Annotated in this window: 23 protein-coding genes; 9 read left to right on the forward strand and 14 right to left on the reverse strand. The window is 61.4% G+C overall.

Annotated features, from left to right (window positions below):
- The first annotated feature begins 13 nt into the window (after positions 1 to 13).
- Positions 14 to 940, forward strand: coding sequence for a LysR family transcriptional regulator (locus HBR93_RS12175; protein ID WP_169960399.1), 927 nt, complete (start codon positions 14 to 16; stop codon positions 938 to 940).
- Between the two features lie 537 nt (positions 941 to 1,477).
- Here the strand turns inward: HBR93_RS12175 and HBR93_RS12180 are convergent.
- From HBR93_RS12180 to HBR93_RS12190, 3 genes are read right to left on the reverse strand one after another with little or no spacing between them, the layout of a single operon-like run.
- Positions 1,478 to 2,020, reverse strand: coding sequence for a DUF2937 family protein (locus HBR93_RS12180; RefSeq protein ID WP_057958812.1), 543 nt, complete (start codon positions 2,018 to 2,020; stop codon positions 1,478 to 1,480).
- Positions 2,021 to 2,031: 11 nt separating this feature from the next.
- Positions 2,032 to 2,808: a class II glutamine amidotransferase gene (locus HBR93_RS12185; RefSeq protein ID WP_057441274.1), complete on the reverse strand. Its 777-nt coding sequence runs from the start codon at positions 2,806 to 2,808 to the stop codon at positions 2,032 to 2,034.
- 30 nt (positions 2,809 to 2,838) lie between these two features.
- Positions 2,839 to 3,303 (reverse strand): MFS transporter, encoded by a 465-nt coding sequence (locus tag HBR93_RS12190; protein ID WP_225923868.1) that lies wholly within the window; start codon positions 3,301 to 3,303, stop codon positions 2,839 to 2,841.
- Between the two features lie 90 nt (positions 3,304 to 3,393).
- On the opposite strand from HBR93_RS12190, the gene HBR93_RS12195 reads away from it, so the two are divergent.
- Complete coding sequence (locus tag HBR93_RS12195) at positions 3,394 to 5,448, forward strand: S9 family peptidase (RefSeq protein WP_115127618.1); 2,055 nt, start codon at positions 3,394 to 3,396, stop codon at positions 5,446 to 5,448.
- Here the strand turns inward: HBR93_RS12195 and HBR93_RS12200 are convergent.
- Entirely contained in the window at positions 5,445 to 5,726 is a 282-nt protein-coding gene (locus tag HBR93_RS12200; protein WP_057441276.1) for a hypothetical protein, read from the reverse strand. The genes HBR93_RS12195 and HBR93_RS12200 overlap by 4 nt on opposite strands.
- An 81-nt stretch (positions 5,727 to 5,807) precedes the next feature.
- On the opposite strand from HBR93_RS12200, the gene HBR93_RS12205 reads away from it, so the two are divergent.
- Positions 5,808 to 6,494, forward strand: a complete 687-nt coding sequence (locus tag HBR93_RS12205; protein ID WP_057441278.1) for a hypothetical protein — start codon at positions 5,808 to 5,810, stop codon at positions 6,492 to 6,494.
- A 12-nt stretch (positions 6,495 to 6,506) separates the two neighbouring features.
- Here HBR93_RS12205 and rarD read toward each other — a convergent pair whose 3' ends face one another.
- On the reverse strand, positions 6,507 to 7,391 hold the full coding sequence (gene rarD, locus HBR93_RS12210) for an EamA family transporter RarD (protein WP_057441280.1): 885 nt from the start codon (positions 7,389 to 7,391) through the stop codon (positions 6,507 to 6,509).
- A gap of 611 nt (positions 7,392 to 8,002) precedes the next feature.
- On the opposite strand from rarD, the gene HBR93_RS12215 reads away from it, so the two are divergent.
- From HBR93_RS12215 to HBR93_RS12225, 3 genes are all read left to right on the forward strand, one after another.
- The gene (locus tag HBR93_RS12215; protein ID WP_038448187.1) at positions 8,003 to 8,377 is read left to right on the forward strand and encodes a YajD family HNH nuclease; all 375 of its coding nucleotides are present in this window, start codon (positions 8,003 to 8,005) and stop codon (positions 8,375 to 8,377) included.
- Positions 8,378 to 8,559: 182 nt separating this feature from the next.
- The gene (locus tag HBR93_RS12220; RefSeq protein WP_057441281.1) at positions 8,560 to 9,027 is read left to right on the forward strand and encodes an RNA methyltransferase; all 468 of its coding nucleotides are present in this window, start codon (positions 8,560 to 8,562) and stop codon (positions 9,025 to 9,027) included.
- A gap of 69 nt (positions 9,028 to 9,096) precedes the next feature.
- Positions 9,097 to 9,438, forward strand: coding sequence for a DUF2892 domain-containing protein (locus HBR93_RS12225; RefSeq protein WP_057958810.1), 342 nt, complete (start codon positions 9,097 to 9,099; stop codon positions 9,436 to 9,438).
- Between the two features lie 555 nt (positions 9,439 to 9,993).
- Here HBR93_RS12225 and HBR93_RS12230 read toward each other — a convergent pair.
- Both HBR93_RS12230 and HBR93_RS12235 read right to left on the reverse strand, forming a co-directional pair.
- A complete protein-coding gene (locus HBR93_RS12230) occupies positions 9,994 to 11,226 on the reverse strand; it encodes a hypothetical protein (RefSeq protein ID WP_169960400.1) in 1,233 nt (410 codons plus the stop codon).
- Between the two features lie 9 nt (positions 11,227 to 11,235).
- Positions 11,236 to 11,685: a YcgN family cysteine cluster protein gene (locus HBR93_RS12235; RefSeq protein WP_029292333.1), complete on the reverse strand. Its 450-nt coding sequence runs from the start codon at positions 11,683 to 11,685 to the stop codon at positions 11,236 to 11,238.
- A 153-nt stretch (positions 11,686 to 11,838) separates the two neighbouring features.
- On the opposite strand from HBR93_RS12235, the gene HBR93_RS12240 reads away from it, so the two are divergent.
- Positions 11,839 to 12,432 (forward strand): nitroreductase family protein, encoded by a 594-nt coding sequence (locus HBR93_RS12240; protein WP_169960401.1) that lies wholly within the window; start codon positions 11,839 to 11,841, stop codon positions 12,430 to 12,432.
- A gap of 80 nt (positions 12,433 to 12,512) precedes the next feature.
- On the opposite strand, the gene HBR93_RS12245 is transcribed toward HBR93_RS12240, so the two are convergent.
- From HBR93_RS12245 to cynR, 7 genes are all read right to left on the reverse strand, one after another.
- Entirely contained in the window at positions 12,513 to 15,956 is a 3,444-nt protein-coding gene (locus HBR93_RS12245) for a hypothetical protein (RefSeq protein WP_169960402.1), read from the reverse strand.
- Positions 15,957 to 16,045: 89 nt separating this feature from the next.
- Positions 16,046 to 16,978, reverse strand: coding sequence for a D-2-hydroxyacid dehydrogenase (locus tag HBR93_RS12250; protein WP_057441285.1), 933 nt, complete (start codon positions 16,976 to 16,978; stop codon positions 16,046 to 16,048).
- Positions 16,979 to 17,091: 113 nt separating this feature from the next.
- Complete coding sequence (locus HBR93_RS12255) at positions 17,092 to 17,385, reverse strand: YcgL domain-containing protein (protein ID WP_057441287.1); 294 nt, start codon at positions 17,383 to 17,385, stop codon at positions 17,092 to 17,094.
- Positions 17,382 to 18,515, reverse strand: a complete 1,134-nt coding sequence (rnd, locus tag HBR93_RS12260) for a ribonuclease D (RefSeq protein ID WP_057958805.1) — start codon at positions 18,513 to 18,515, stop codon at positions 17,382 to 17,384. Before rnd ends, HBR93_RS12255 begins: the two co-directional genes overlap by 4 nt.
- 122 nt (positions 18,516 to 18,637) lie before the next feature.
- Positions 18,638 to 19,294 carry a class I SAM-dependent methyltransferase gene (locus HBR93_RS12265; RefSeq protein WP_057441289.1) on the reverse strand — a complete coding sequence of 219 codons (657 nt, stop codon included), beginning with the start codon at positions 19,292 to 19,294 and terminating at the stop codon, positions 18,638 to 18,640.
- Positions 19,295 to 19,392: 98 nt separating this feature from the next.
- Positions 19,393 to 20,766 carry a glutamine synthetase family protein gene (locus tag HBR93_RS12270; RefSeq protein WP_057441291.1) on the reverse strand — a complete coding sequence of 458 codons (1,374 nt, stop codon included), beginning with the start codon at positions 20,764 to 20,766 and terminating at the stop codon, positions 19,393 to 19,395.
- 286 nt (positions 20,767 to 21,052) lie between these two features.
- The gene (gene cynR / locus HBR93_RS12275) at positions 21,053 to 21,964 is read right to left on the reverse strand and encodes a transcriptional regulator CynR (protein WP_169960403.1); all 912 of its coding nucleotides are present in this window, start codon (positions 21,962 to 21,964) and stop codon (positions 21,053 to 21,055) included.
- A 112-nt stretch (positions 21,965 to 22,076) separates the two neighbouring features.
- Here cynR and HBR93_RS12280 point away from each other — a divergent pair, with 112 nt between their 5' ends.
- Together HBR93_RS12280 and cynS are read left to right on the forward strand one after the other, a co-directional pair.
- The gene (locus HBR93_RS12280) at positions 22,077 to 22,718 is read left to right on the forward strand and encodes a carbonic anhydrase (protein ID WP_057958801.1); all 642 of its coding nucleotides are present in this window, start codon (positions 22,077 to 22,079) and stop codon (positions 22,716 to 22,718) included.
- Between the two features lie 28 nt (positions 22,719 to 22,746).
- Positions 22,747 to 23,217 carry a cyanase gene (gene cynS / locus HBR93_RS12285; RefSeq protein WP_057958800.1) on the forward strand — a complete coding sequence of 157 codons (471 nt, stop codon included), beginning with the start codon at positions 22,747 to 22,749 and terminating at the stop codon, positions 23,215 to 23,217.
- Positions 23,218 to 23,256 lie beyond the last annotated feature (39 nt).

Genomic DNA, 23,256 nt, shown 5'->3' on the forward strand with positions numbered 1-23,256 from the left:
AAAAGTTGATCCCATGAATTTGAAGTTCCTCGAAACCTTCGTCTGGGTGGCCCGACTCAAGAGCTTCCGGCTCACGGCAGAGAAGCTGTTCACCACCCAGGCCTCGATCTCCAGCCGCATTGCGGTGCTGGAAAGCGAGTTGGGGGTGAAACTGTTCCTGCGTGACTCGCGTGGCGTGAGCCTGACCCCGGATGGGGTGAAGGTGCTCGAGTATGCCGAGCAGATGATGATCACCATGCAGGGGCTCAAGCAGTCGCTGGAAACCACCAGCAGCAAGGTCGGACGCATCCGTATCGGCGTGATGGACACGGTGATTCATACCTGGCTCAGCCCCTTGGTGACCGAGTTGATGAACCATTTCCCCCTGGTGGAAATCGAACTGGTCGCCGATACAGCGCTGAACCTCTGCGATCAGCTGCAAAAAGGCTTTCTCGACCTGATCCTGCAAACCGACCTGCTGCGCCAGGAATCAGTGCGCAGCCTGGAGCTGGCCAGCCACCCCATGGGCTGGATCGTCGCCAGCCATTCGATCTACAACCGTGATTACACCTCCCTGGCCGAACTGGCCCAGGAACGGATCATCACCTACTCGAAAAACTCCCATCCGCACCAGGATGTGCTGAGCCTGATGCAAGCCCATGGCGTCGCGGCGCCGCGCATGAACTGCGTGAACTCGGTGTCGGCCATCACCCGCCTGCTGCGCGACGGCTTCGGTATCGGCGCGTTGCCGCCGGTGCTGGTCAGCGAAGAGTTGGCGCGGGGTGAGTTGATATTGCTGCCCATGGCGCAGCGCTTGCCGAACCTGCAGGTGGTGGTGTCGTGGCGGGTGGGGGTGGAGTTGGTGGAGGAAATCGTCGCGCTGTGCCAAAGCGTAGCGGCGCGGTATGCCGAGGAGGTGGGTGAAGAGCGCATGGTGCTCAACCAGAAGAAACCCGATTAAACCTAGCAGGCGCGGGCTTGTGTGGGAGCTGGTTTGTGTGGGAGCTGGCTTGCCTGCGATGCGAGCACCTCGGTACATCAGTTGCATCGCGGTGACGCTATCGCAGCATGGGTATCTACACAGCTATCCTCTGGGTATGTGTACATATCCATTGCTGCGGTAACGGCGGCTATTGGTTCCGCCCTTACGGCGGGTCACTTTCGAAGAGCGCGAAAGTAACCAAAGCGCTTTTGCCCCACCACTCGGTGCCTCGCCTAGGCTCGGCATGCCCGCAGTCAGGCATTGCTCCGTGGGCCCGCCGCGATCGGCCATCCATGGCCGTGTCGCGGCTACCCCGGCATCCATGCCGGGGTGCCCACTGCGCAATACCTGCCTGCGGCCATCGTGGTTTAACGGGGCGCCTAAGATCAAGATCAAAAGCCAGATCAAAAGCCAGATCAAAAGCCAGATCAAAAGCCGGATCAAAAGCAGAGCCAGAGCGTGAAGCTGCATTCCTCCCGGTGGGAGCTGGCTCCAACCTTGAGATCTGTGGCGTATTCAGAGGCCTTTGAGGTCCCGCTCTTCAATCGGCCGGCTCTGGCGCAGACGCTTGCCGCCCAGCACCACCCAGTCAATCAAACGGAACAGGCACTCCAGGCCGAACGACAGCAGCATCGCCCCACCCAATCCCCAGCCCATGGCCTCGGGGGTCAGGAGGATCTGGTAGCTGTAGCCATTCCAGGTTTCCCGGCGGATATCCGGGTCGGCGGCCACCGCCACCTGCAAGGCGCGGATGTACCACGGTCCCTGCATGGCCTGGAACTGCTTGTCCAACGCCACCTGGCGATCGAGCAAACTGCCGAGGCTGTTGGCATCGCTGCGAAATACCGGGTCATCGCTGGCGCGGTAATGGGCGACCAGGGCCTGTAAATCGCCTTTGAAGAACTGCTGCGCAGTGCTTTCAAAACCGCGCAGGCCGGTCTGGGCCTCGATCAAATGGGCCTCGACCCGCTTGGCGTAGTCGTTGATAAACCCCGGGACTTGCACCCCGACCAACAAGCCAATGGCAAACAACACCAGGCGCAGATAGCTGAGCAACATAATCAACGTCCTTATGCAGTTGTGCCCTGGCTGACGCATTCGCCGCGCCGCCACAGGCTCCACTGGCCCGGTTCGTAGCGGGTCCAGGTCTCGTTTTCGGTCAAGGGTTCGGTGGCAATCACCGTCACCACATCGTTTGGCGTGGTTTCGGCCTGAAAATCGACGATCACGTCGACATCTTTGAGGCGTGCCGGGCCAAAGGGTGCGCGGCGGGTGATCTGCGCCAGTTTGGTCGAGCAGTAGCAAAACAGCCAATCACCATCACTGAGCAGGCAGTTGAACACGCCCTTGCTGCGGTATTCGGCGCAGGCGGCGATCAGGTCCGGCAGCACCTGCTCGATATCCACGGGCTCGGGAAACGCCTCACGGATGCGGTTGAGCAGGTCGCAGAAGGCGGCTTCGCTGTCGGTATCGCCCACCGGGCGGTAGAACGTGGCCCGGGGCGTGAAGTCGGCGAGTTGGCCGTTATGGGCGAAACACCAATTGCGCCCCCACAACTCGCGGACGAACGGATGGGTGTTGGACAGGCTCACCTTGCCGACGTTGGCCTGGCGGATATGGCCAATCACCACTTCACTCTTGATCGGATAACGCTGCACCAGCAGCGCCACTTCCGACTCGCTGCTGGCCGCCGGGTCCTGGAACAGCCGCAAGCCACGGCCCTCGTAGAAGGCAATGCCCCAGCCATCGCGGTGCGGCCCGGTGCGCCCACCGCGCTGCATCAGCCCGGTGAAGCTGAACACGATGTCGGTCGGTACGTTGGCACTCATGCCCAATAATTCACACATGCCAGGACTCTCGATGCTGGGCAAACAACGTTAAAGACGCGGTTCGACCCGCATACCACTGACGGGGGCCGGCGCACGGCCATAGGGTTCGTCGTCCTCAGGCTCGGCCGCAACCGCTGCCGCAGCGGCGGCTTTCTGCTCACGCCGGGCCTTGGCGGCCCGTTCGATGGGCCAGCGGATCAGCACAAAGACCAGGTACAGGCCAAAGGCGATCATGGCGTACATCAGCAAGTCGGACACCGCCCGCCAGGCGTTATTGCCCACTTTGAGCAACAGATCCAGGGCGGTGATGGCCACGGCCGGGGCGAATTGCTCCTTGACCGGGTCGACAATGGTCGGGCTCAACAGCAGCACCGCCATCAGCAACCGCAGCGGTTCGCGCAGCCAGCGCCAGATCCAGCGGGTCAGGCGAAACCACACCAGCAGGCAGCCCAAAGCGGCGAAGGCGTAGAGGCCCCAAGCGGTCAGATAGTCGTTCTCGGTCATGGTGTCCATGGCAAGGTAGGCAAACAGGCCCGTATGATAACGGCTTTTGAGTGCCACGGCTGCAACGCCGTCGGCCCACCCCCAGACAGAGAGTGATCCATGCCTTCATCGACCCACGCCGCTGCCGCCCCGATTGCCCGCCAGGATTCAGGCCAGGACCCGTACGCCTGGTTGCAGGAGCGCGACAACAGCGAGGTGCTCGACTACCTCAAGGCCGAAAATGCCTGGCAAGAGGCGCAACTTGAGGAGCAGAGCGCGTTGCGCGAAAGCCTGTTCCAGGAGATCAAGGGCCGTATCCTCGAGACCGACCTGTCACTGCCCTCGCCCTGGGGCCCGTACCTGTATTACACGCGCACCACTGCCGGTGACGAATACGCGCGGCATTACCGCTGCCCACGCCCGGCCGACGACAGCCAGCAGATCGACGAAAGCGCCGAAGAATTGCTGCTGGACCCGAATGTGCTGGCCAATGGTGGTTTTTTCTCCCTCGGTGCCTTCAGCATCAGCCCGGACCACAAGCGCCTGGCCTACAGCCTGGATACCAACGGCGAAGAGATCTACACCCTGTACGTGAAGGAATTGTCTTCAGGCAAGGTCAGTGAACTGGCCTTCGAAGACTGCGACGGCAGCATGACCTGGGCCAACGACAGCCTGACGCTGTTCTTCGGTGAACTGGACGACACCCATCGCCCGCACAAGCTGTATCGCTATCGGCTGGACGGCACCGCCGCCGAAGAAGTGTTTCACGAGCCCGACGGGCGCTTTTTCCTGCATTGCTACCGCTCCAGTTCCGAGCGCCAATTGCTGCTGTCGCTGGGCAGCAAGACCACCAGCGAAGTCTGGGCCCTGGACGCCGAGCAGCCGCAACAGGCATTTGCCTGCCTGGCGCCACGGGTTGAAGGTCATGAATACGATGTCGACCACGGCAAGCTGGACGACCAATGGACCTGGTTTATCCGCAGCAACCGCGATGGCATCAACTTTGCGCTGTTCCAGGCGGCTGACAACGGCCGCGTGCCCACTGAAGACCAGTGGCACAACCTGATTGCCCACGATGACGCAGTGATGCTCGATGGCGTGACCCTCAACGCCCGGGCCATGACCCTGAGCCTGCGCATTGGCGGCTTGCCGGTAATCGACGTGCACCCACAAGACCTGCCGACTTACCGCGTGGAATTACCAGACGCGGCCTACAGCCTGTACGTGCAAAACAGCCTGGAATTCGACAGCGACAAGATCCGCCTGCGCTATGAAGCACTCAATCGTCCGGCCCAGGTCCGCCAGTTGGAACTGGCCAGCGGCGCGCAGCAAGTGCTCAAGGAAACCCCGGTATTGGGCGTGTTCAATGCCGACGATTATGTCAGCCAGCGGCTATGGGCCACCTCTGCCGATGGTACCCAGGTGCCGATCAGCCTGGTGGTCAAGCGCGACCAGGTGGGCCAGCCAACGCCGCTGTACCTGTACGGCTACGGCGCCTACGGTTCGAGCCTCGACCCGTGGTTTTCCCATGCGCGCCTGAGCCTGCTGGACCGTGGCGTGGCGTTTGCCATTGCCCATGTGCGCGGTGGCGGCGAATTGGGCGAAGCCTGGTACCGCGCCGGCAAGCAGGAGCACAAGCAAAACACGTTCAGCGATTTTATTGCCTGCGCCGAACACCTGATCGCCGAGGGCCTGACCACCTCCAAACAACTGGCTATCAGCGGCGGCAGCGCCGGCGGGCTGTTGATCGGTGCCGTGCTCAACCAGCGCCCGGAGCTGTTCCAGGCGGCGATTGCCGAAGTGCCTTTTGTCGATGTACTCAACACCATGCTCGACCCGGACCTGCCACTGACCGTCACCGAATATGACGAATGGGGCAACCCACAGGAGCCCGAGGTGTATGAGCGGATCAAGGCCTATGCGCCCTACGAAAACGTCAGCGCCCAGGCCTACCCGGCGATGCTGGTGATCGCTGGCTATAACGACAGCCGCGTGCAGTACTGGGAAGCCGCCAAATGGGTGGCCAAGCTGCGGGCCACCAAGACCGACGACAACCTGCTGCTGCTCAAGACCGAACTGGGCGCAGGCCATGGCGGCATGAGCGGCCGTTACCAGGGTTTGCGTGATGTGGCCCTGGAATACGCCTTTGTGTTCAAGGCCCTGGGGCTGGTTTAAGAACCCGCCGCCTTCGGCTTGCTGTCGTTTTGCTGCAGGCCGGGCAAGGTCTGGTCCTTGGGCGGCTTGGGCATTTCAATCGGTGGCAACGGCACCCCGGCCCCTTGTGGCTTGGGTGCGGTTGGCGGGGTGATTTGCGGATACGGGGTCGGCGTTGCAGTGCCCGGCGCGCCGGTGGTGGTCGCCGGCGTATTCGGCACCGGTTGCAACTGCTGGGCATGTGCGGCACCCAATGTGAGCACACTTCCTACAATGACCGCTAGAATGCTGCACTTCATCGATGGCTCCATGGCCTGACTGTTAACCAGTCCCAAGGCTACTCCCAACCGCGCAAGAATGCCCTTCCCAATGAGATTTCCATGAAACGTTTCGTGCTGCTCGACACCACCCCGATCCCCGATAACGGCGGCGCCCTGTGCCTGTTCGAATACGGCGAGGATTTTGTGATCAAGATCCAGGGCGGTGACGGCGGGCAATTGATGAACACGCGCATGCACGGTTCCGAAGATGCCCTGGCAGAGATTCCCTGCCGCAAGGTCGCCGGACGCCCCGGCTCACGGGTATTGATTGGCGGCCTGGGCATGGGCTTCACCCTGGCCTCGGCCCTCAAGCACCTGGGCAAGACGGCCGAAGTGGTGGTGGCTGAATTGGTGCCGGGCGTGGTGGAGTGGAATCGCGGCCCGCTCGGGGAAAAATCCGGCAACCCGCTGCAGGACCCGCGCACCGTGATCCGTCTGGAAGACGTGGCCAAGGTGCTGCAGGCCGAGCCCCAGGGCTTTGATGCAATCATGCTCGACGTCGACAACGGCCCCGAAGGCCTGACGCAGAAAGCCAACAGCTGGCTGTACTCCGCCGGCGGCCTAAGCGCCTGCGCCAAGGCCCTGCGCCCCAAGGGCGTGCTGGCCGTGTGGTCGGCCAGCGCCGACAAGCAGTTCAGCGACAAATTGCGCAAGGCCGGCTTCAAGGCCGAGGAAGTGCAAGTCTTTGCCCATGGCAACAAGGGCACCCGGCATACCATCTGGATTGCCGAGAAACTCAAGGGCTGAAGGGCGCGCCGGTCAGATCGAGCGGCGCAGGCGATTCAGATGCCGCAAACCTTCCAGCACCAGCACCACCACCGCCAGCCAGATGGGCAGGTAGGTCATCCACTGGCCCGGCTTGAGGCTGTCGCCCAGCATCAGCGACACCGCCACCAGCAGCACCGGCTCAGCGTAACTGAGCAGACCGAACAGGCTGAAGGGCAACAGGCGGCTGGCGAGGATGTAGCAATAACCTGCCGCCGCACTGACCAGGCCCATCACTGGCACCAGCCAGTACAACGCCGGGCGCTGCGCCAGCGTCTCGCCGATGGGGTGGCCGCCGAGGATGAACCACAGCGCCACCGGGATCATCAGCATCATGTCCAGCCATAAACCGCCCAGGTTGTCGGTGCCACAGCGCCGGCGCAGGACGAAATACAGCGGGTAACCGACGCAGACCACCAGGGTGGTCCAGGAAAACCCACCCGTGCGGTACAACTCATTGCCCACCCCCACCGCAGCCAACACGGCGGCAATCTTTTGCAGATGGGAAAGGCGTTCGCCATAAACGATACGCCCGGTAATGACCATGGTCAGCGGCAACAGGAAGTAACCCAGGGAAACGTCCAGGCCGTGGCCATTGAGCGGCGCCCACATAAAGATCCATAACTGCACGCCCACCAGCGCGCTGGTCAGCACCACGCAGGGCAGCAAGGCCGGTTTCTCGCGCAAGCGCTTGTAGATCAGCGGCACCCATTGCCAATCCCCGGACAGGGCGAGCAGCAGCGTCATGAAGGGCAACGAAATAAGGATTCGCCAGGCAAATATCTGCTGGCCATCCAAAGGCTCAAGAAGAGAGGTAAAGAAATACAGCACACCAAACAGGAAAGAAGCGGAAACCGCCAGAACAACACCTTTAGACACAACAGCCTCTACAACAAATTGCATGTATTGAATTGAAGACCGAGCCGTTGAATACAAGCAAAATGAGCATCAAAACTTATTAACACGCACCACAAACTTACAACTCACACAGAATATAATTCCAGAGTCATGAATTTATAAGCACAGGGTAATTCGTCGTTTTTATTATTGGAAAGACGATCATCAGACTCTTCAACCTACCCGACTTCGGTGATAGGCAGCAGCACGCTCTGGACGAGCGCCTCTGATTTGAAACGCCACAACGCCAGCCGCGGAGGCTGATATCGTGATGGGAAAACCCGATTGCACGGGAAACTAACGGTCGCCCGGAAAGACCAGGCTTATTGAATACTCGACACCACAGCGGCGGTGGGCCAAGAGGCGCCACATTAAAGAACTTGGCAAAGTTAGTCCAACACTTTCTCGCCCCAGACTAACTTTTGCGCTCTTTAACTTCCCAACGGTTTTTAAATAGATAGGCGGGCATTATTACCCCGCTCCACAGCACCCCATCGCCAGCCGGCACCCGGGCTGAAAAAGCCAAGGGCTTATTGCCCCGCGAGCAGCTAGAATCAACGCCATCCGTGATCCACTAGAAAACAGGAGCCATGATGAGCTCAAGCAACCCGCCCTCCCACACCGCCAAGCTGGACCGCATCCTTGCCGATGCCCAGCGCGACCGGGAAATGGGCTACCGCGACAAAGCCCTGAAAATGTACCCCCATGTGTGTGGCCGCTGTGCCCGTGAATTCGCCGGCAAGCGCCTCAGCGAACTGACTGTGCACCACCGTAACCACAACCATGACGACAACCCCCAGGACGGTTCCAACTGGGAATTACTCTGCTTGTACTGCCATGACAACGAGCACTCGCGCTATACCGACCAACAGTATTTCGGCGAAGGCTCCACCAGCAGCCCGACCATCGCCAAGGCCACGCACAACCCGTTTGCGGCGTTGGCGGGGTTGATGAAGAAGGACGACTGACGGTCGTCGCTGAACGTTGCGACGTCATCGCGGGCAAGCCCGGCTCCCACATTTGAAATGTGTTCACCTGTGGGAGCCGGGCTTGCCCGCGATGACAATCGCCCAAACACACCATGTCTATAGCGACCGCTGCTCGAGCAATCCCCGTATAATTGCGGTTTTTCTCGAAGGCACCCTCTCCCGTGGGCAATAAACGCTACAGCTGCATCGGTCTGTATAACCCCAAATCCCCCGAAAACGTCGGTTCGGTCATGCGCGCTGCTGGCTGCTATGGGGTGGCTTCGGTGTTCTACACCGGTAAACGCTATGAGCGGGCCCGGGACTTTATTACCGACACCAAGAAAGTCCACCACGACATCCCGCTGATCGGCATCGACGACCTGAAAAAGATCCTGCCTCTGGGCTGCATTCCGGTTGCCGTGGAGTTGGTGGACGGTGCCCGGCCGCTGCCGGAATACACCCATCCTGATCGCGCGCTGTATATCTTCGGCCCCGAAGATGGCTCCCTCGATAAAGAGATCCGCGAGTGGTGCGAAGATGTGGTCTACATCCCGACCACCGGCTGCATGAACCTCGCGGCCACCGTCAACGTGGTGCTCTACGATCGCCTGGCCAAGGGCAATAACACCCGTTCGGGGCCCAAGTACTGATTTGGCGGGAACATCCACCTCTGGCCCGCAGTCAGTTACATATCTATGGCCCTTTGTTGGAGACAGACCATGAGCGACAGCAAAACCCTCAAACCCATGATTGAATCGACACCGTTCCAGACCCAGCCGACCCAGAACGTCCAGGGCTGGGAGCGCATTGGCTCACTGGCCGGTGGCGTAGTGATGATGGGCAAGGGCATTCGCCGCGGTGGCTTTTTCGGCCTGATCCAGGTGGCGATTGGTGGTGTGGCCTTGGCGCGCGGGATCAGCGGCCATAGTTCGGCCAAGTCGCTGCTGGAAAAAAGCCGCCAGGATATGAATAGCGTGCGCACCCGCATCGAGCGCGCGGGTGAGGAACTGAAGAATCTCAAGACTCGGGCTGAAGTGGCTGCCGAAAAAACCGCGCCCTGAGGTACAAGCCAAAGGTGGGGGCTGGCTTAGTCGGGGCGCCGCATCGCAGCATAGGTATCTACACAACTCTTTTCTCTAGTTTCTCTAGTGGTTCTTGGGGTTGTGTACATATCCGTTGCTGCGGTAACGGCGGCTATTGGTTCCGCCCTTACGGCGGGTCACTTTTGGAAAAGAGCCCCAAAAGTAACCAAAAGGGCTCTTGCCCCACCACTCGGCACCTCGCCTAGGCTCGGTGTGCCCGTCATCCGATTTTGATTTGGGGGGCCGCCGCGATGGGCCATCCATGGCCCAGCGCGGCTAACCCGGCGTCCTGCCGGGTTACCCCCCAAATCAATATCGGATGACGGCCAGCGTGGTTTAACGGGGCGCCTAAGATCAAAAGCAAAGCGAGGCGGCCTGACAGCCGACCTGATCTTCGAGACGTGCGCGTACTCCTGTGGGAGCTGGCTTGCCTGCGATGACGGTAGCTCAGTCAGCACATTGGCCACTGGTAGACCGCCATCGCAGCGATGCGGCGACCCAACTCCTACACAAACCTGCTTCCACCGTTGAGCTTCAGCGCAGCAATTTGCTGTCGAGCACCACCGAGGATTGGCCGATCACGCTTTCGGCCAACTGCACAAACTCCTTGGTGCTGAAGCTGTCCAGGCGCATCAGTGCCTGGGTCAGGTCGTCCAGGGAGCGTTTGTTGTGGGTTTTCAGGCGGATTTCACGATCCAGCTCCTGCAACACCACCACTGCCCGCGCCACTGTGGCGCCGTTGACGTGTTCACCGCGTAACGTCGTTACGCCCTTGCCGTCCTTGCTCAAGCGCGCCTGTATCGCCCCATAACGCTCATCGCTGATACCGCCTGCGCGACGCAGCAGTTCGATGGCGTAATACTCCGCAAGGCCCTCACTGATCCAGTCACTGCCCTGATGGTCATTGAACCGGCCAATGGCCTGCACCACTTCGCGGATCAACGGGCTACTGCCGTTTTCACTGACCAGCGGCGTACGGCTATTGAGGTACACCGAATCGCGCCCGGCGAACGCGCCGCGGCGCATCGGGTCACTGGCGCCCACCAGCAGCAGCTTGGCCGGATGCCGGGGAAACGCCGCTTGTACCTGGGGCCAGACAAATGTCAGCAAGGTCAGCACGTCCATGCGGCGCATGGCCTGGCCCTTGGGCGAGGCCACGGTGATTTCGGTTTCGCCCAGGCGCACCCGGCGGCTGCCCAGGCTGCCGGCGACCATCCAGCCGGTGGGCCGGTCGAACAGCCGGGAGACATTGTCGATACGGAACTTGTGCTTGCCAATCCGTGGCCAGGCGGTCTCGACGCTTTTCCAGCCCGGCGGCAGCTCGAAGGTCAGCCGGGACACCAACTCCACGCCGTCCTGCTGGTCCAGGCGAGCCGCCGGCACCAGATCCTCGCCGCGAAACAGCGCCCAACTGGGGGTCATGCGCGACTCGTAGATGCCGGCCTTGCGCGCATGGCTCAGGCGCACGCGGTAGGTCAGGCTGGCCTTGTCGGCGCCCGGCTGCCACAGGCCGCGACTGGCCACCGCGTCGGGCGTGACCTGCCACTGGCCATCGGCCTTGAAGTCGCTGTAGTCACCGTCGCGACCCAGGTCGAAGTTCAGGCTGCGCACAGCCGAACCCTGGGACAGGCTCAGGCGCACCTCGGCCTGATCGCTCTGGGGCAACAGTTTGACGTGATAATCGAGGTCGACCTTTTTCGCCGACCACGCCGACGCGCTCAACCCCAGCAACAGCAGGCTCGCCGCCAGCTTGGCTTGGACCGTCATACGCTCTCCTCAGCCTGCGCGGAAAATCAGGTAATCCTCCCAATCGTCCTCGGGCACGCTGCCTTCGCTGAGCATGCGGCCGGACTGGGAAATGCGTTCGTGGTGCACCGCATCGCGGTCACCGCAGACCAGGTGGTGCCAGAGCGGCAAATCCTTGCGCTCACTGACCAGGCGATAGCCACAGGTCGGCGGCAGCCACTTGAACTGGTCGGCCTGGCCCGGGGTGAGCTGGATGCAATCGGGCACCGAGTCCCGGCGGTTAGGGTAGTCGGTGCACTGGCAGGTTTTCAGGTCCAGCAGTTTGCAGGCGATACGCGTGTAATAGACGCTGTTGTCGTCTTCGTCTTCAAGCTTTTGCAGGCAGCACAGGCCACAGCCGTCGCACAGCGACTCCCACTCCTCCTGGTCGAGGTGCTCAAGGGTTTTGCGTATCCAGAAAGGTTCGACTTTAGCGGCCATGGCTCTACATCAGTATCGGTAGGTGAAAAGGTCGCCAGTCTAGTGCCCAAGCCCCCTGGGGCCAAGCGCTTACGACTGCCGGTAAGGCGAGACTTGTCAGACGTGCAGTGGCGACGTAGCTTTGAAGGCCGTTTTTTTCATCAGGATGCGCTTATGAGCACTGGGCCACGCGTTGCCGATTATCCGATTCATCCGCAGTTCACCGAACGTTGGTCGCCGCGTGCGTTTACCGGCGAGAGCATTGCGGTGGAAACCCTGCTGAGTTTCTTCGAAGCCGCACGCTGGGCACCTTCGGCTTATAACTCGCAGCCCTGGCGCTTTTTGTACGCGCGGCGCGATACGCCGGATTGGCAACGGTATCTGGGCCTGCTGAACGAGTTCAACCGTGGCTGGGCACAACATGCGTCGGCATTGGTGATCGTGATCTCGAAAACCGACTTTGCGGTGCCCGGCGCCACTGAAGAAACCCCGGCACTCTGGCACACCTTTGACACCGGCTCGGCCTGGGGCCACCTGGCGCTGCAGGCCAGCCTCAGCGGCTGGCACACCCACGGCATGGCCGGTTTCGATCAGGAGCTGACCCGCAAGGAACTGAAGATCCCCGAGGGTTATGCGCTGCACGCGGCCGTCGCCGTGGGCAAGCTCGGTGACAAATCGACTCTGGCGGACTACCTGCAGGCCCGGGAGGCTCCCAGCCCGCGCCGGCCTTTGACCGAGTTGGTGGCTGAAGGGGATTTCAACCTTTAAGCACGGGATCCGCCTGTGGCCAGGGCAGTCGCCCCCCCCCCCCCTGCCGTTAAACACCGGCAGGGGGCATCGCAAGTTGCTCAAGGGGCTTTAGCGACAAGGCTGGCAAACGCCCTGCGCAGTTCCTCCTTCTGTCGCTTATAAGCCGCCATCACCACCGGCACCATAAACTCCGCACCCTGCGAATCCATATCCACCGGATAAATCCTCTGGTCTTTGGCCGAATACATAAAGTTCTTTAATTGCAGATCATTGTGATAGATATCCTTGGCCTCCATCTGCGCCAATACATCATCCATTAATGATCGCGCTTCTGGCGGCAAACTGTTTCTCTCAAACTTACTGAGATCCACGCCATCGACTTTGCCCATCTTTATATATTTACGACCGTCCTCGATGATCACACTTGCAAACCCCTCACCATAATATTTATTCAGCGATATCGCCTCCATGCTGACGTATTTAGCGGGAGGTTTGATTGAGGTAGGGCCAAGATCCTTGTAGACACTTTTCCCGTCGCGACTTGCGTAGATGCCCCCCTCGCCGCCAAGTCCAATCACCTCCCCCAGATCGTCTGCCACCGATTGCGGAGCGGCGCCGGGCAAACGCAGGCGCTGCCACTGATCGCCCTGTACATGCTGGACCAGCAGCGGCGTCTGCCGACCGTTGTGATAGATCCGAGCCTGCACCACCCCATCCTCGGTACGGGTGACTTGTCGGACTTCATAGACCGCAGTCTTACCAGCGCTGTCGGTGTGGCGGATATGGGACAGGTGGCCATCAGCCGCGACGTAGACCCCCTGACTATTGCGCGAAAGCCCGGCAATGCTTGCGGGTGCAACGCTGTACTCGAGCAGCATCCGATTGCTCAGCTCACTGCCCGGCGCAATACGCGCCACGGCGAGCGTGCCGCCCATCGCCTTGGTTTCTGCGGTGAACCCTTCAAGGGGCCCGCCATAAGGCCGCATCTTGTCGGCGTCGAAGGCATACCATTTGCCGCCCTGGAGCACCGCACCGCCCTCGACACGCTGCCCTGCGACCCTGAACGTGCCCGTGGCCGCGGTGCCATAGTCCTTACTGACCGCCTTCAACAAGTCATAGCTGCCGGAAGCCCCCCTGAGCCGGTTAACCGCCTCAATCCCTTTGGAAACGCCTTTGCCGACCAACCTGGCACCGCCGACCGCCAACTCGCCCCACCCGCCAAGGGGGTTCAATGCACTGATCGTGGCAGCCCCAATGATCTTTGCGCCCTGTAAAACCTTCGCCGCTGCGGATAACGCAGTCCCACCCAATCGGCCCAATTTCCCTGCGTTTGCAGCGCCAGCGCTGAGCAAGCCAAAGATATCCAGCGCAAGGTCAGTAGCCCCTTCGCCATAATTACCCTGCTGGAAATTGCCAATCGCCGAATAAAACGGAACAAGGCTCAACAGATACGCTTCAGCCACTGCTGCCCTGCCCCGCTGTTTGTCCAACGTGGTCTGCCCCCGCGCGTGTTCCTTTATGTCGGGATCATCGAGATCAAGGTGTTCAACAAATGCATCGGCGATGTATCGAGTGCGATCCGAAGCAAAGCTATCCAGTAACGCGTTGCTTACCGGAACGCTTTGTTTTTTCTGCTGCACTGCGTCATTGCGCGGTATGAACTCTCGGGTCTCGCGGACAAGATTGGCCTTTCTTGAGCTGCGTACATCCGCTCGCCAGAGGTCAGTCGATCGAATAACACCTTGGGCAAAGTTGATTTCGTATGCTGCAGGCTCACCCTCCCCTTCAATTTTCAACAGCAGTTCCTGCCCCTTGGGATGATCGGTTTTATCCGTAAATCCAAGGCCTAGCGTGTGGGACAGGTTTTGATAGAAGGTGATTTTTCCATATTCGAATTTCTTCCGATCCGCCAATGGAAGCTGTGCGATCAGGTGTTTGATGGCGACAGCGATCGCAGCCTTTTTACTCCGGATCGTGTCATTGAACTGCTGGTTGAATGCCTCGGTTATGCCAAATCGGTGATTGGCATTCAATTCGGCCAGGGGAATGCGACTGTCCGCCGAATAGAACACCGCCGGCGACGGCAGGTCCATCATGGCGATATCCAACAGCGAATGATGGCCGACCAGTGTGGTTGCCGGTGTTCCGGGACCGCCACGGGGATGATGGGTAGTGTTGATCAACGGCTCTTCAACAAGCCCGCCCAGCTCGCCAAACCGTTGCTTGAGCGCCTCCAGGGCCATCGCTTTGCGACTGGGAATGTCCTTATCCAAGGACTGGCTGGCAGTGATCATTTGCCGCTGGCGGGTATTGAAGGTGGTTTGCAGCAGGTTCAGCTCTGCGTCGGTGTAGCGCTCATCCTCCTTGCGTTCGAGCAGGCCATTGACCACACCCCAGTCCACCAGGGCCGCCCGCTGCGCGTCGCGGGTGAGACCAGGATCGGCCGTGCCCGCACTTTCTGCCTGCTGCATGACCTGGGCGAAGGTCATGTTCGGCACTTTCCCCGGCGACTGGGCCTCGATGGTCGCCGCAGCAATTGCCAGGCTGACCCAGGCCGGGCTGCCATAGGTCACCCGGTCCGGGATGTCCTTGACCAGAAATTCAGGCGCCTTGCGGGCCAGCAACCCATAGGCGCCTACCCCGGCCATCTGCGGGCTGGTCTTGCCACTGCTGCTCAGGTGCCTGCTCAACCTGTCCACCACGAAGGAGGCAGGTTTACCCCAGTGCGCATCGCTGGCCAGGTCGAAACCCGCCACCTTGTTGCGATGAGGCGCGGCGATGGACTGCGGATCCAACTGCACCGCGATGGCGGCCAGCAGATAGTCGTTGACGCTGCGGTCGGTGGCTATCCCGCCCATTTGCTCTTGCAGATGCTTTCCCAGCCGCTGCCCTTCAGCGGAGCTCACCAGGGATTCCAGGGCGTTGACGGGGTTGCTCGGTACCGGTGTGGCAACGGGCTGGCGCTGGTTCAGAAAATCCAGCAGCCCCTGGCCTTGTGCGCCCTGCGGCTGCTCTGCGAGGTGGCTCTGGGCGAGCGCACCCAGCCTGCGTTGCTCATCCGGGCTCATGGGCACCGGCCACGACAACCCTCCGCCAAAATCCCCAAGCGGATGCTCCAGGGCTCTTGCAGTGACTGCATCGGCGAGGCTGGTGAGATGAAAGTGACTGAGGGGCAGGAACAGGCCCAGGTGCCTGATGACGCTCGCCAAAGTGGCGCTCTTGCCGTCTGCCAGGGGATAGGAGGAGTCGGCGTCTATGTCCAGGGGGGTATGCGCCAACGCGGCCTGCACTGCCTGGGGTGTGGCGTTTACCCCCAGCCGGGTGGCGACTTCGTAGAGCTTTTGCCCCAGTACCTTGAGGTTCTGCCTGTCGCCCAGTGCAGCCTCAAGGCCTGGCTTCTCCTCGACCAGGCTGATCCGGACCTCTTCGCCGCCAGTTGCCAGGTTGGATTCCGTCGGTGGGGGGCTGACGGGATCAGCCAACGATACGGGCAGCATGGCCCCCAGAGACGGTTGCGAAGCAACAGCGCGCGATTCAAGCATGGAGAGGCCTCCCTTCTTAAGGTCAGTGAGCCTCCCACGTTGCCGCCAGCGATAAAATCAGATGCGCGCTACTCGCGATGTGGGGTGTTTCAGTATCCCCGCTCGAAACTCACCTCGCCACGCAGCGAATCCTTGGCCTGGTACGCCCGCAGATTTTCGACAAACAGTGCCACCATGCGCCGCGGGCAGGTCGGCGCCGAGCTGTGGCCGGTCAGCAACAAGCCCCAGGCGGTCCAGAACGGATGGCGCTGTGGCAGTGGTTCCTGACGACAAACGTCGATGACCGCGCCGGCCAGGTGCCCTTCTTTCAGGGCCTCGACCAGATCGGCATCCACTACCGCCACACCCCGGCCGACGTTGATAAACAGGCCGGTGGGCTTGAACTGCTTAAACAGCGCCGCATCGTACAGATCGTGGGTATTGGGGGTGTTGGGCAGCAGGTTGACCACATAGTCCACCTCGCCCACCAGACGGCCCAGTTGATCCGGCCCGGCTACCTCGATAAACGGGGCCTGCTCCCGGGCTTGGCTGGCAATGCCGTACAACTCCACACCAAAGGGCAGCAGGAATTGCGCCACGCTCTGGCCGATATCACCGGTGCCGACAATCAGCACCTTGCGCCCCGCCAGGCTCTGGCCCATGCGGTTGTCCCACTTGCGCTCGACCTGGCTGACCAGGCGCGCCAGCACCTCACGCTCGTGACCGAGCATGTAGGTGAGCACGTACTCGGCCATCACCTGGCCAAAAATGCCGACCGCGCGGGTCAGGCGATAATCCCGAGGCAAGCCATCGGCCAGCAGCGGCGTGATGCCAGCCCAGGTCGATTGCAGCCATTGCGGGTGATGGCCCTGGCGCAGCAGGGTTGCCAGCAGGTCCGGCTGGCCCAGCCATACCGGGCAATCGGCGGCATGGCGCGACAATTGGGCCGAGTCGCCACTGGTCAGGACTTCAAGATCCGGCGCCGCTTCGCGCAGCAGTCGGGCGTACAGCGGGTGGTCCTGTTCTGCTATCAGAACGCGCATGGTTCAAACCTTTCAAAAACAGTGCAGGCGGCCACCGACAGCAAACTGACTGCAGGGCTCGGGGCTCGCCAGGTCATTCGATTCAAACGTGTCCCGAGCGGGACACGGGTCGATCACATCGGGTCGTTACGGCGCAGCAGTTCTTCGGGCAAGTGCTCGATGTACTCGTCATCCGGCGGTGGCATTTGCAGGTGGTAGCCCTGCTTTTGCAGGTTGTCCAGGACCGCGACGATATCTTCCTGCTGCAGTTTGCGTTCCGGCGTCAGCACCAGGTTGAACGCGTGTACCGGCTTGCCGAACACGGTCAGCAGGCCCTCGGGCACGCGTTCCAGGGCATCGCTTTTGAGCACATAGAGGTACATGCCTGCGCGTTTCGGGCTGCGGTAGATGGAACAAATATGTTTCAAGGCTGTTCTCCGGCAGTGGCCAGGCTGTCGAGCAGCGCCTGGCCCATCAACTCGCGGCGCCAGCCACGCAGCGAGTCAGGCAATTGGTAAGGCCCATCGGGGTAGCCACTCTTGACCAGCGCCTCGAGGGTTTTCTTGCGCAGCATCAGCTCCGGGGCCATGTCCAGGCGTTCGGCGAAGGTCTGGCCGAGGGCGCGCAGTTGCTTGATCAGCACAGCGGCATCCACCGGCAACGGCTCAGGCACGGCCGGCGGCCATTGGTCCATCGGCACACTGGCGGCACGCTTGATCAGGCCCAGCAGGAATTCGCCGTCCTGGCGCACGGTACGCGGGTGCATGTCTTCGATTTTGCCCAAGGCCGCGAGGTTATCCGGCTGCGACTTGGCCAGGGGCCATAGCGAGTGTTCGCGGACGATGCGGTTGCGTGGCAGGTCGCGGGCACGGGCTTGCTGCTCGCGCCAGGCGCACAGTTCGCGCAGGACGGCGAGCTGGGCACGGGACAGTTTCCAGGCCAGCTTGGCGTCGCGGTACACCTCGTAAGGGTCGATTTCCCGGCGCAGGTTGGCCACCAGCTCGGCGCCGTCTTCCAGAACCCAGGCGTATTTTTCGTCCGACAGTCGCGGACGCAGCCGTGTATAGACTTCCGCCAGGTGCACCGCGTCTTCAGCGGCGTAACTGACCTGGGTCTCGGACAATGGCCGCTGCAGCCAGTCCGAACGGGTCTCGCCCTTGGGCAACTCGATGTCCAGCACCGCTTGCACCAGGCGCGAGTAGCCCATGGAGAAACCGAGGTTCAAGTAGGCGGCTGCCAGTTGGGTGTCGAACAATGGCACCGGCAGGCTGCCGGTCAGGCGCAGCAGCACTTCCAGGTCTTCACTGCAGGCATGCACCACCTTGATCACCGCCGGGTTTTCCAGCAAGGCGGCCAGGGGTTGCCAGTTATCAATGGTCAGGGGATCGATCAGATAAGCGCGTACACCATCCCCGATCTGGATCAACCCGGCGATGGGATAGAAGGTGTCGACCCGCATGAATTCGGTGTCGAGGGCGACGAATGGCAACTGCTGCCATTCGGCGCAATGCTGGCCGAGGCTATCGTTGTCGCAGATCCAGTGAATATCGATGGCCACACGGCTCTCCCTTGAAGAATGGCGCGCAGTATATATCGCCAGCGGGACTTTCGAGCACCCGCAGTGTGCCAGCCATCATGAAAACTCTGACAGGAGACGAAGAATAGCCCGACAGTTGAGGGTTATCCTCTTTTGCGCAGCACATAAACCCGCCACAGGGCCGAGCCGGGCATGAACTCTTGCTGGTTCAGCACCGTGAAGCCCGCCTGGCGAAACTCCGCTTCCACCTCCACACGATGGGACAACAAGGGTTGCCCTGTGCCCGGCGGGTGGAGCTGACGATGGCGGCTGTCGCTGTCCACCGCGACAATCACCGTGTCGCGGCTGACCCGGTGAAACTCGCGCAACAGCGTCAGTCGCGCCTCGACACTGGAGACGTGGCGAAACAGTTCCAGGCAAAAAATACAGTCCACCGCGTTGGCCGACAGGCCGATGGAAAATGCCGAACCCTGGAACGTCTTGATCCGCCGCAGAAAGGCCGCGCCATAGTGGCTCTGGGCATGATCAAGCATGGTCTGGGAAAAGTCCGAGGCCAGGATCACGCGATTGCTGTGCTCGGCCAGCACCGGCCAGAAGCGTCCCGCCCCACAGGCCAGGTCCAGCAACAGGCCGGGCTCCCCCGCGACTTTCAGAGCCTGGCGCACCAGGCGCTCGTCGCGCCATAACCACAGGCGCCGCAATAAGCCTGGCGGCCGTGGGTCACCACAGACGCGAGCGTGGTCACGATCACAGCGCGCGGCGAATTCAGCCTCGATGGACGATGGGGGTTGCGACGACATCACGGTACTCATGTAGATGAACCGGTCTCTACGGACACTGGACTTTCAGCTTAATCACCCCCGCGTGAAAAAAAGGTCGAAAGACTCAGGGTTCATCATCACGCCTGGTGCAGGTACCAGCGCCAGTCCTGCTCGCCCACCTCGCCCATGAACTGCCGGTACTCGGCCCGCTTGACCGCCAGGTACACGCCGAGAAATTCCTCGCCGAACGCTTCACGCGCCCAGGCCGAACCTTCCAAGGCACGCAAAGTGGTGAGCCAGTCGGTGGGCAGCAGCTCCTTGGCCTGGGCATAACCGTTGCCCGTCACCGGCGCGCCGGGATCGCGCTGCTCGCGAATGCCACGGTGGATCCCCGCAAGGATGGCCGCCGCCGCCAGGTACGGGTTGGCATCGGCGCCACAGATGCGGTGTTCGATATGCCGCGAAAACGCCGGCCCACCCGGCACCCGCAGGCTGACGGTGCGGTTGTCGACACCCCAGGTGGCCGCCAGCGGCGCATAGCTGTTGCTCTGGAAACGCCGGTAAGAGTTGGCGTTGGGACAGAACAGCAGCAAGGAATCGAGCAAGGTACTGAGCATCCCGCCGACCGCCTGGCGCAGCAGCGGCGTACCGTCGGCTGCCTCGCTGGCAAACAGATTGTTGCCATCGGCGTCCGCCAGGCTGACGTGCATGTGCATGCCGGTGCCGGCCAGGTCGTCGAACGGCTTGGCCATGAAACAGGCGGTCATCCCGTGTTTGTGGGCCACGCCCTTGACCAGGCGCTTGTAACGCACCGCCTCGTCCATCGCCTGCAACGCATCGCTGCGATGCTCGAGGGTGATTTCCACCTGGCCGGGGGCGTATTCGGAAATCGCCGTGCGCGCGGGAATGCCTTGCAGCTTGCAGGCGCTGTACAGGTCGGCCAGAAACGGCTCGATCTGCTCCAGCTCGCGCAGGCCGTAGACCTGGGTCGAGCGCGGGCGACCGCCGTCCATATCCCGCGCCGGTTGTGGGCGGCCGTTACTGTCGGGCTTCTGGTCCAGCAGGTAGAACTCCAGTTCCGCGGCCATCACCGGGTAATAACCATCGGCCTTGAGCCCGTCGATGACCTTGGCCAGCAGGTGCCGGGGGTCGGCCACGGTCGCCGGCAAGCCTTCCTCCGGGTGCATGCTGACCTGCACCGCCGCCGTGGGAATCAACCGCCACGGCATGCGCTGCAAACTGCCGCTGATCGGGTAGGCGCGGCAGTCGATATCCCCCACCTCCCACACCAGGCCGGAGTTTTCCACGTCATCGCCATTGAGGGTCAGGCCCAGAATGGTACTGGGCAGCGGCCGGCCGGTGGCGTAGACCGCCAGCAGTTCATCACGGTGCAGCAACTTGCCGCGGGGCACGCCGTTGCTGTCGAGGATGAATAGCTCGAACATCTCGATATCGGGGTTTTGGTCAAGAAAGGATTGGGCTTCGTGCAGGCTGGCAAAGACGGTACTCATGGCAACTCTCTTACGTTTGCGTCAGGCAGGCGCGCGCGACGGCGCACCCGTGATGGGGGCAATCAGCGTAAGGGAGCGGTATCCGGCGGGCGGGCATGGCGGCAGTGCCACAGTGCCCAAAAAGCCAGTTCAGAAGGCAGTGCATCAACGCCCAGCCGACACACCGGGCGGCTGGGCGCGGTGGCGCCAGGCGAGGCCTCGGGGTGAGTGTCGGGGGAACCGTCCATGCAGGGATCACAGTGAAGAGATAAGCGCCAGCCTCACACGCTGGGTTAAGCCCTTAAATTCAGTCTTGGTGGAGTTCACTTTCAGGATGACTAAACATTCGCCACCCACTCACCACGTCGACAAACGCCCGGCATGCCGCGCTGCGATAAGCGCCCTTGCGACTGAGCAGGGCCACCGTGCGCTGCGGCAACGGCGGGCGCAGTTGCACCGCGTGCAAGCCCTGCTGGGCCATGGCCACCTCGCGGGGCAGGATCGTCGCCAGTTGGGTATGGCGAATAATTTCAATCACCGCACTGATCGAATTGGCCTGCATGACAATCTGCGGCGTTATCTCCAGCGTCCGGCAATAGTCATCAATGTAACGTCTCGTCGCAAATCCGCTGTTCAACAGCACCAGGGGTTGCTGCTTGAAGTCAGCCAGCTTGAGCCACTGTTTGCGCTTCAAGGTTGGATGACTGGCGCTGGCCACTAAGCTCAACTCCTCGACAAACACCCCTTGGCATTCGATGTCTGGCATGTGCTCGCCGCTGAAGCCAATGCCGATATCCAGCTGATCCTCGGTCAGCGCGCGCTCAAGACGGTCCTGGGGCATTTCCTCGACGCTGACGGTGATCCCCGGATACTGCCGATAAAACTGGGCCAGCAGCGGCCCGATCAGGTACGCGGTGAACGTCGGGGTCATGGCCAGGCGTAAATTGCCGCGACTCAGGTCCTGCACGTCATGCATGGCCCGGGTGCCCGCCTGCAGATCCTGCAGCGCCAGGCGGGCAAACCGCACATAGGCCTGGCCCGCGTCGGTCAGGTTGACACTGCGCCCGGAACGATCCAGCAGCGGTGCCCCCAGGCTCTCTTCGAGTTGCTTGATCTGTTGCGACAATGTCGGCTGCGACACATGCAACGCTTCGGCAGCCCGCGTGAAGTTACGGTGCTCGGCGACGGCCAGCAGGTAGCGGATATGGCGTAGCAGCATGCAAAACACTCCAACTATAGGCATGACTTATGGAAACCATAATAAGCCGGTCTTGGACGCTATAACCAAAAACTTCCATCCTTGCCCCATCAGCGACGCAAGGAGAAACACCATGCAGCATCTCATCGACGGCTTGCGCAAGTTCCAGAGCGAAGCCTTCAGCCAGCGCAGTGACCTGTTCAAGCAACTGGCAACCACGCAACACCCCAGCACGCTGTTTATTTCCTGCTCCGACAGCCGTGTAGTCCCGGAGCTGTTGACCCAGCAGGAACCAGGCGATCTGTTTGTGATCCGCAATGCCGGCAATATCGTGCCGTCCTACGGCCCGGAGCCGGGCGGGGTCTCGGCCACGGTCGAATATGCGGTGGCCGTGCTGGGGGTCAGCGATATCGTGATTTGCGGCCATTCCGACTGCGGCGCCATGACGGCCATTTCCACCTGCAAATGCCTGGATCACTTGCCCGCCGTGGCCAACTGGCTGCGCCATGCCGAGTCGGCCAAGGTGATCAACGCCGCACGTACCCATGCCTCGGATGCAGAGCGACTGAGCGCTCTGGTACGGGAAAACGTGGTCGCACAATTGGCCAACCTCAAGACTCATCCCAGCGTCGCCCTGGCGCTGGAACAGGGCCGGCTGAGTCTGCATGGCTGGGTCTACGATATCGAAAGCGGCTGCATCAACGCCCTGGATGGCCGCACCGCTCGCTTTGTATCCCTGCTGGACAATCCACAGACCCGCGCACACGCCGCCTGAACCTTATTTAACCGAAGAGGAAGTCATCATGCTGCAATCCCAATTGTCCCAAACCCCACGCCTGGCCCTGGCTGACACCGTGATTGATATCAAGGCCCGCAAAAACCTGTCCTGGCAGGACCTCAGCGACGGCACCGGCCTGAGCCTGGCGTTCGTCACCGCGGCCCTGCTCGGGCAACACCCGCTGCCCAAGGACGCAGCCGATGTGGTGTGCGCCAAACTGGGCCTGGACGCGGACGCCAGCCGTCTGCTGCAAAGCGTGCCTCTGCGCGGCAGCATCCCCGGTGGCATTCCGACGGACCCGACCGTGTACCGTTTCTATGAAATGCTGCAGGTCTATGGTTCAACCCTCAAAGCCCTGGTCCACGAGCAGTTTGGCGATGGCATCATCAGCGCCATCAACTTCAAGCTGGACATCAAAAAGGTCGAAGACCCGGACGGCGGCTCCCGCGCGGTCATTACCCTGGACGGAAAATACCTGCCGACCCAGCCGTTCTAATCCCCGGGCAACCGTCTACGCTCTTGGGACATTCACAAG

The organism is Pseudomonas sp. WS 5411, from assembly GCF_012985595.1.
In the GTDB taxonomy this organism is placed as follows: domain Bacteria; phylum Pseudomonadota; class Gammaproteobacteria; order Pseudomonadales; family Pseudomonadaceae; genus Aquipseudomonas; species Aquipseudomonas shahriarae.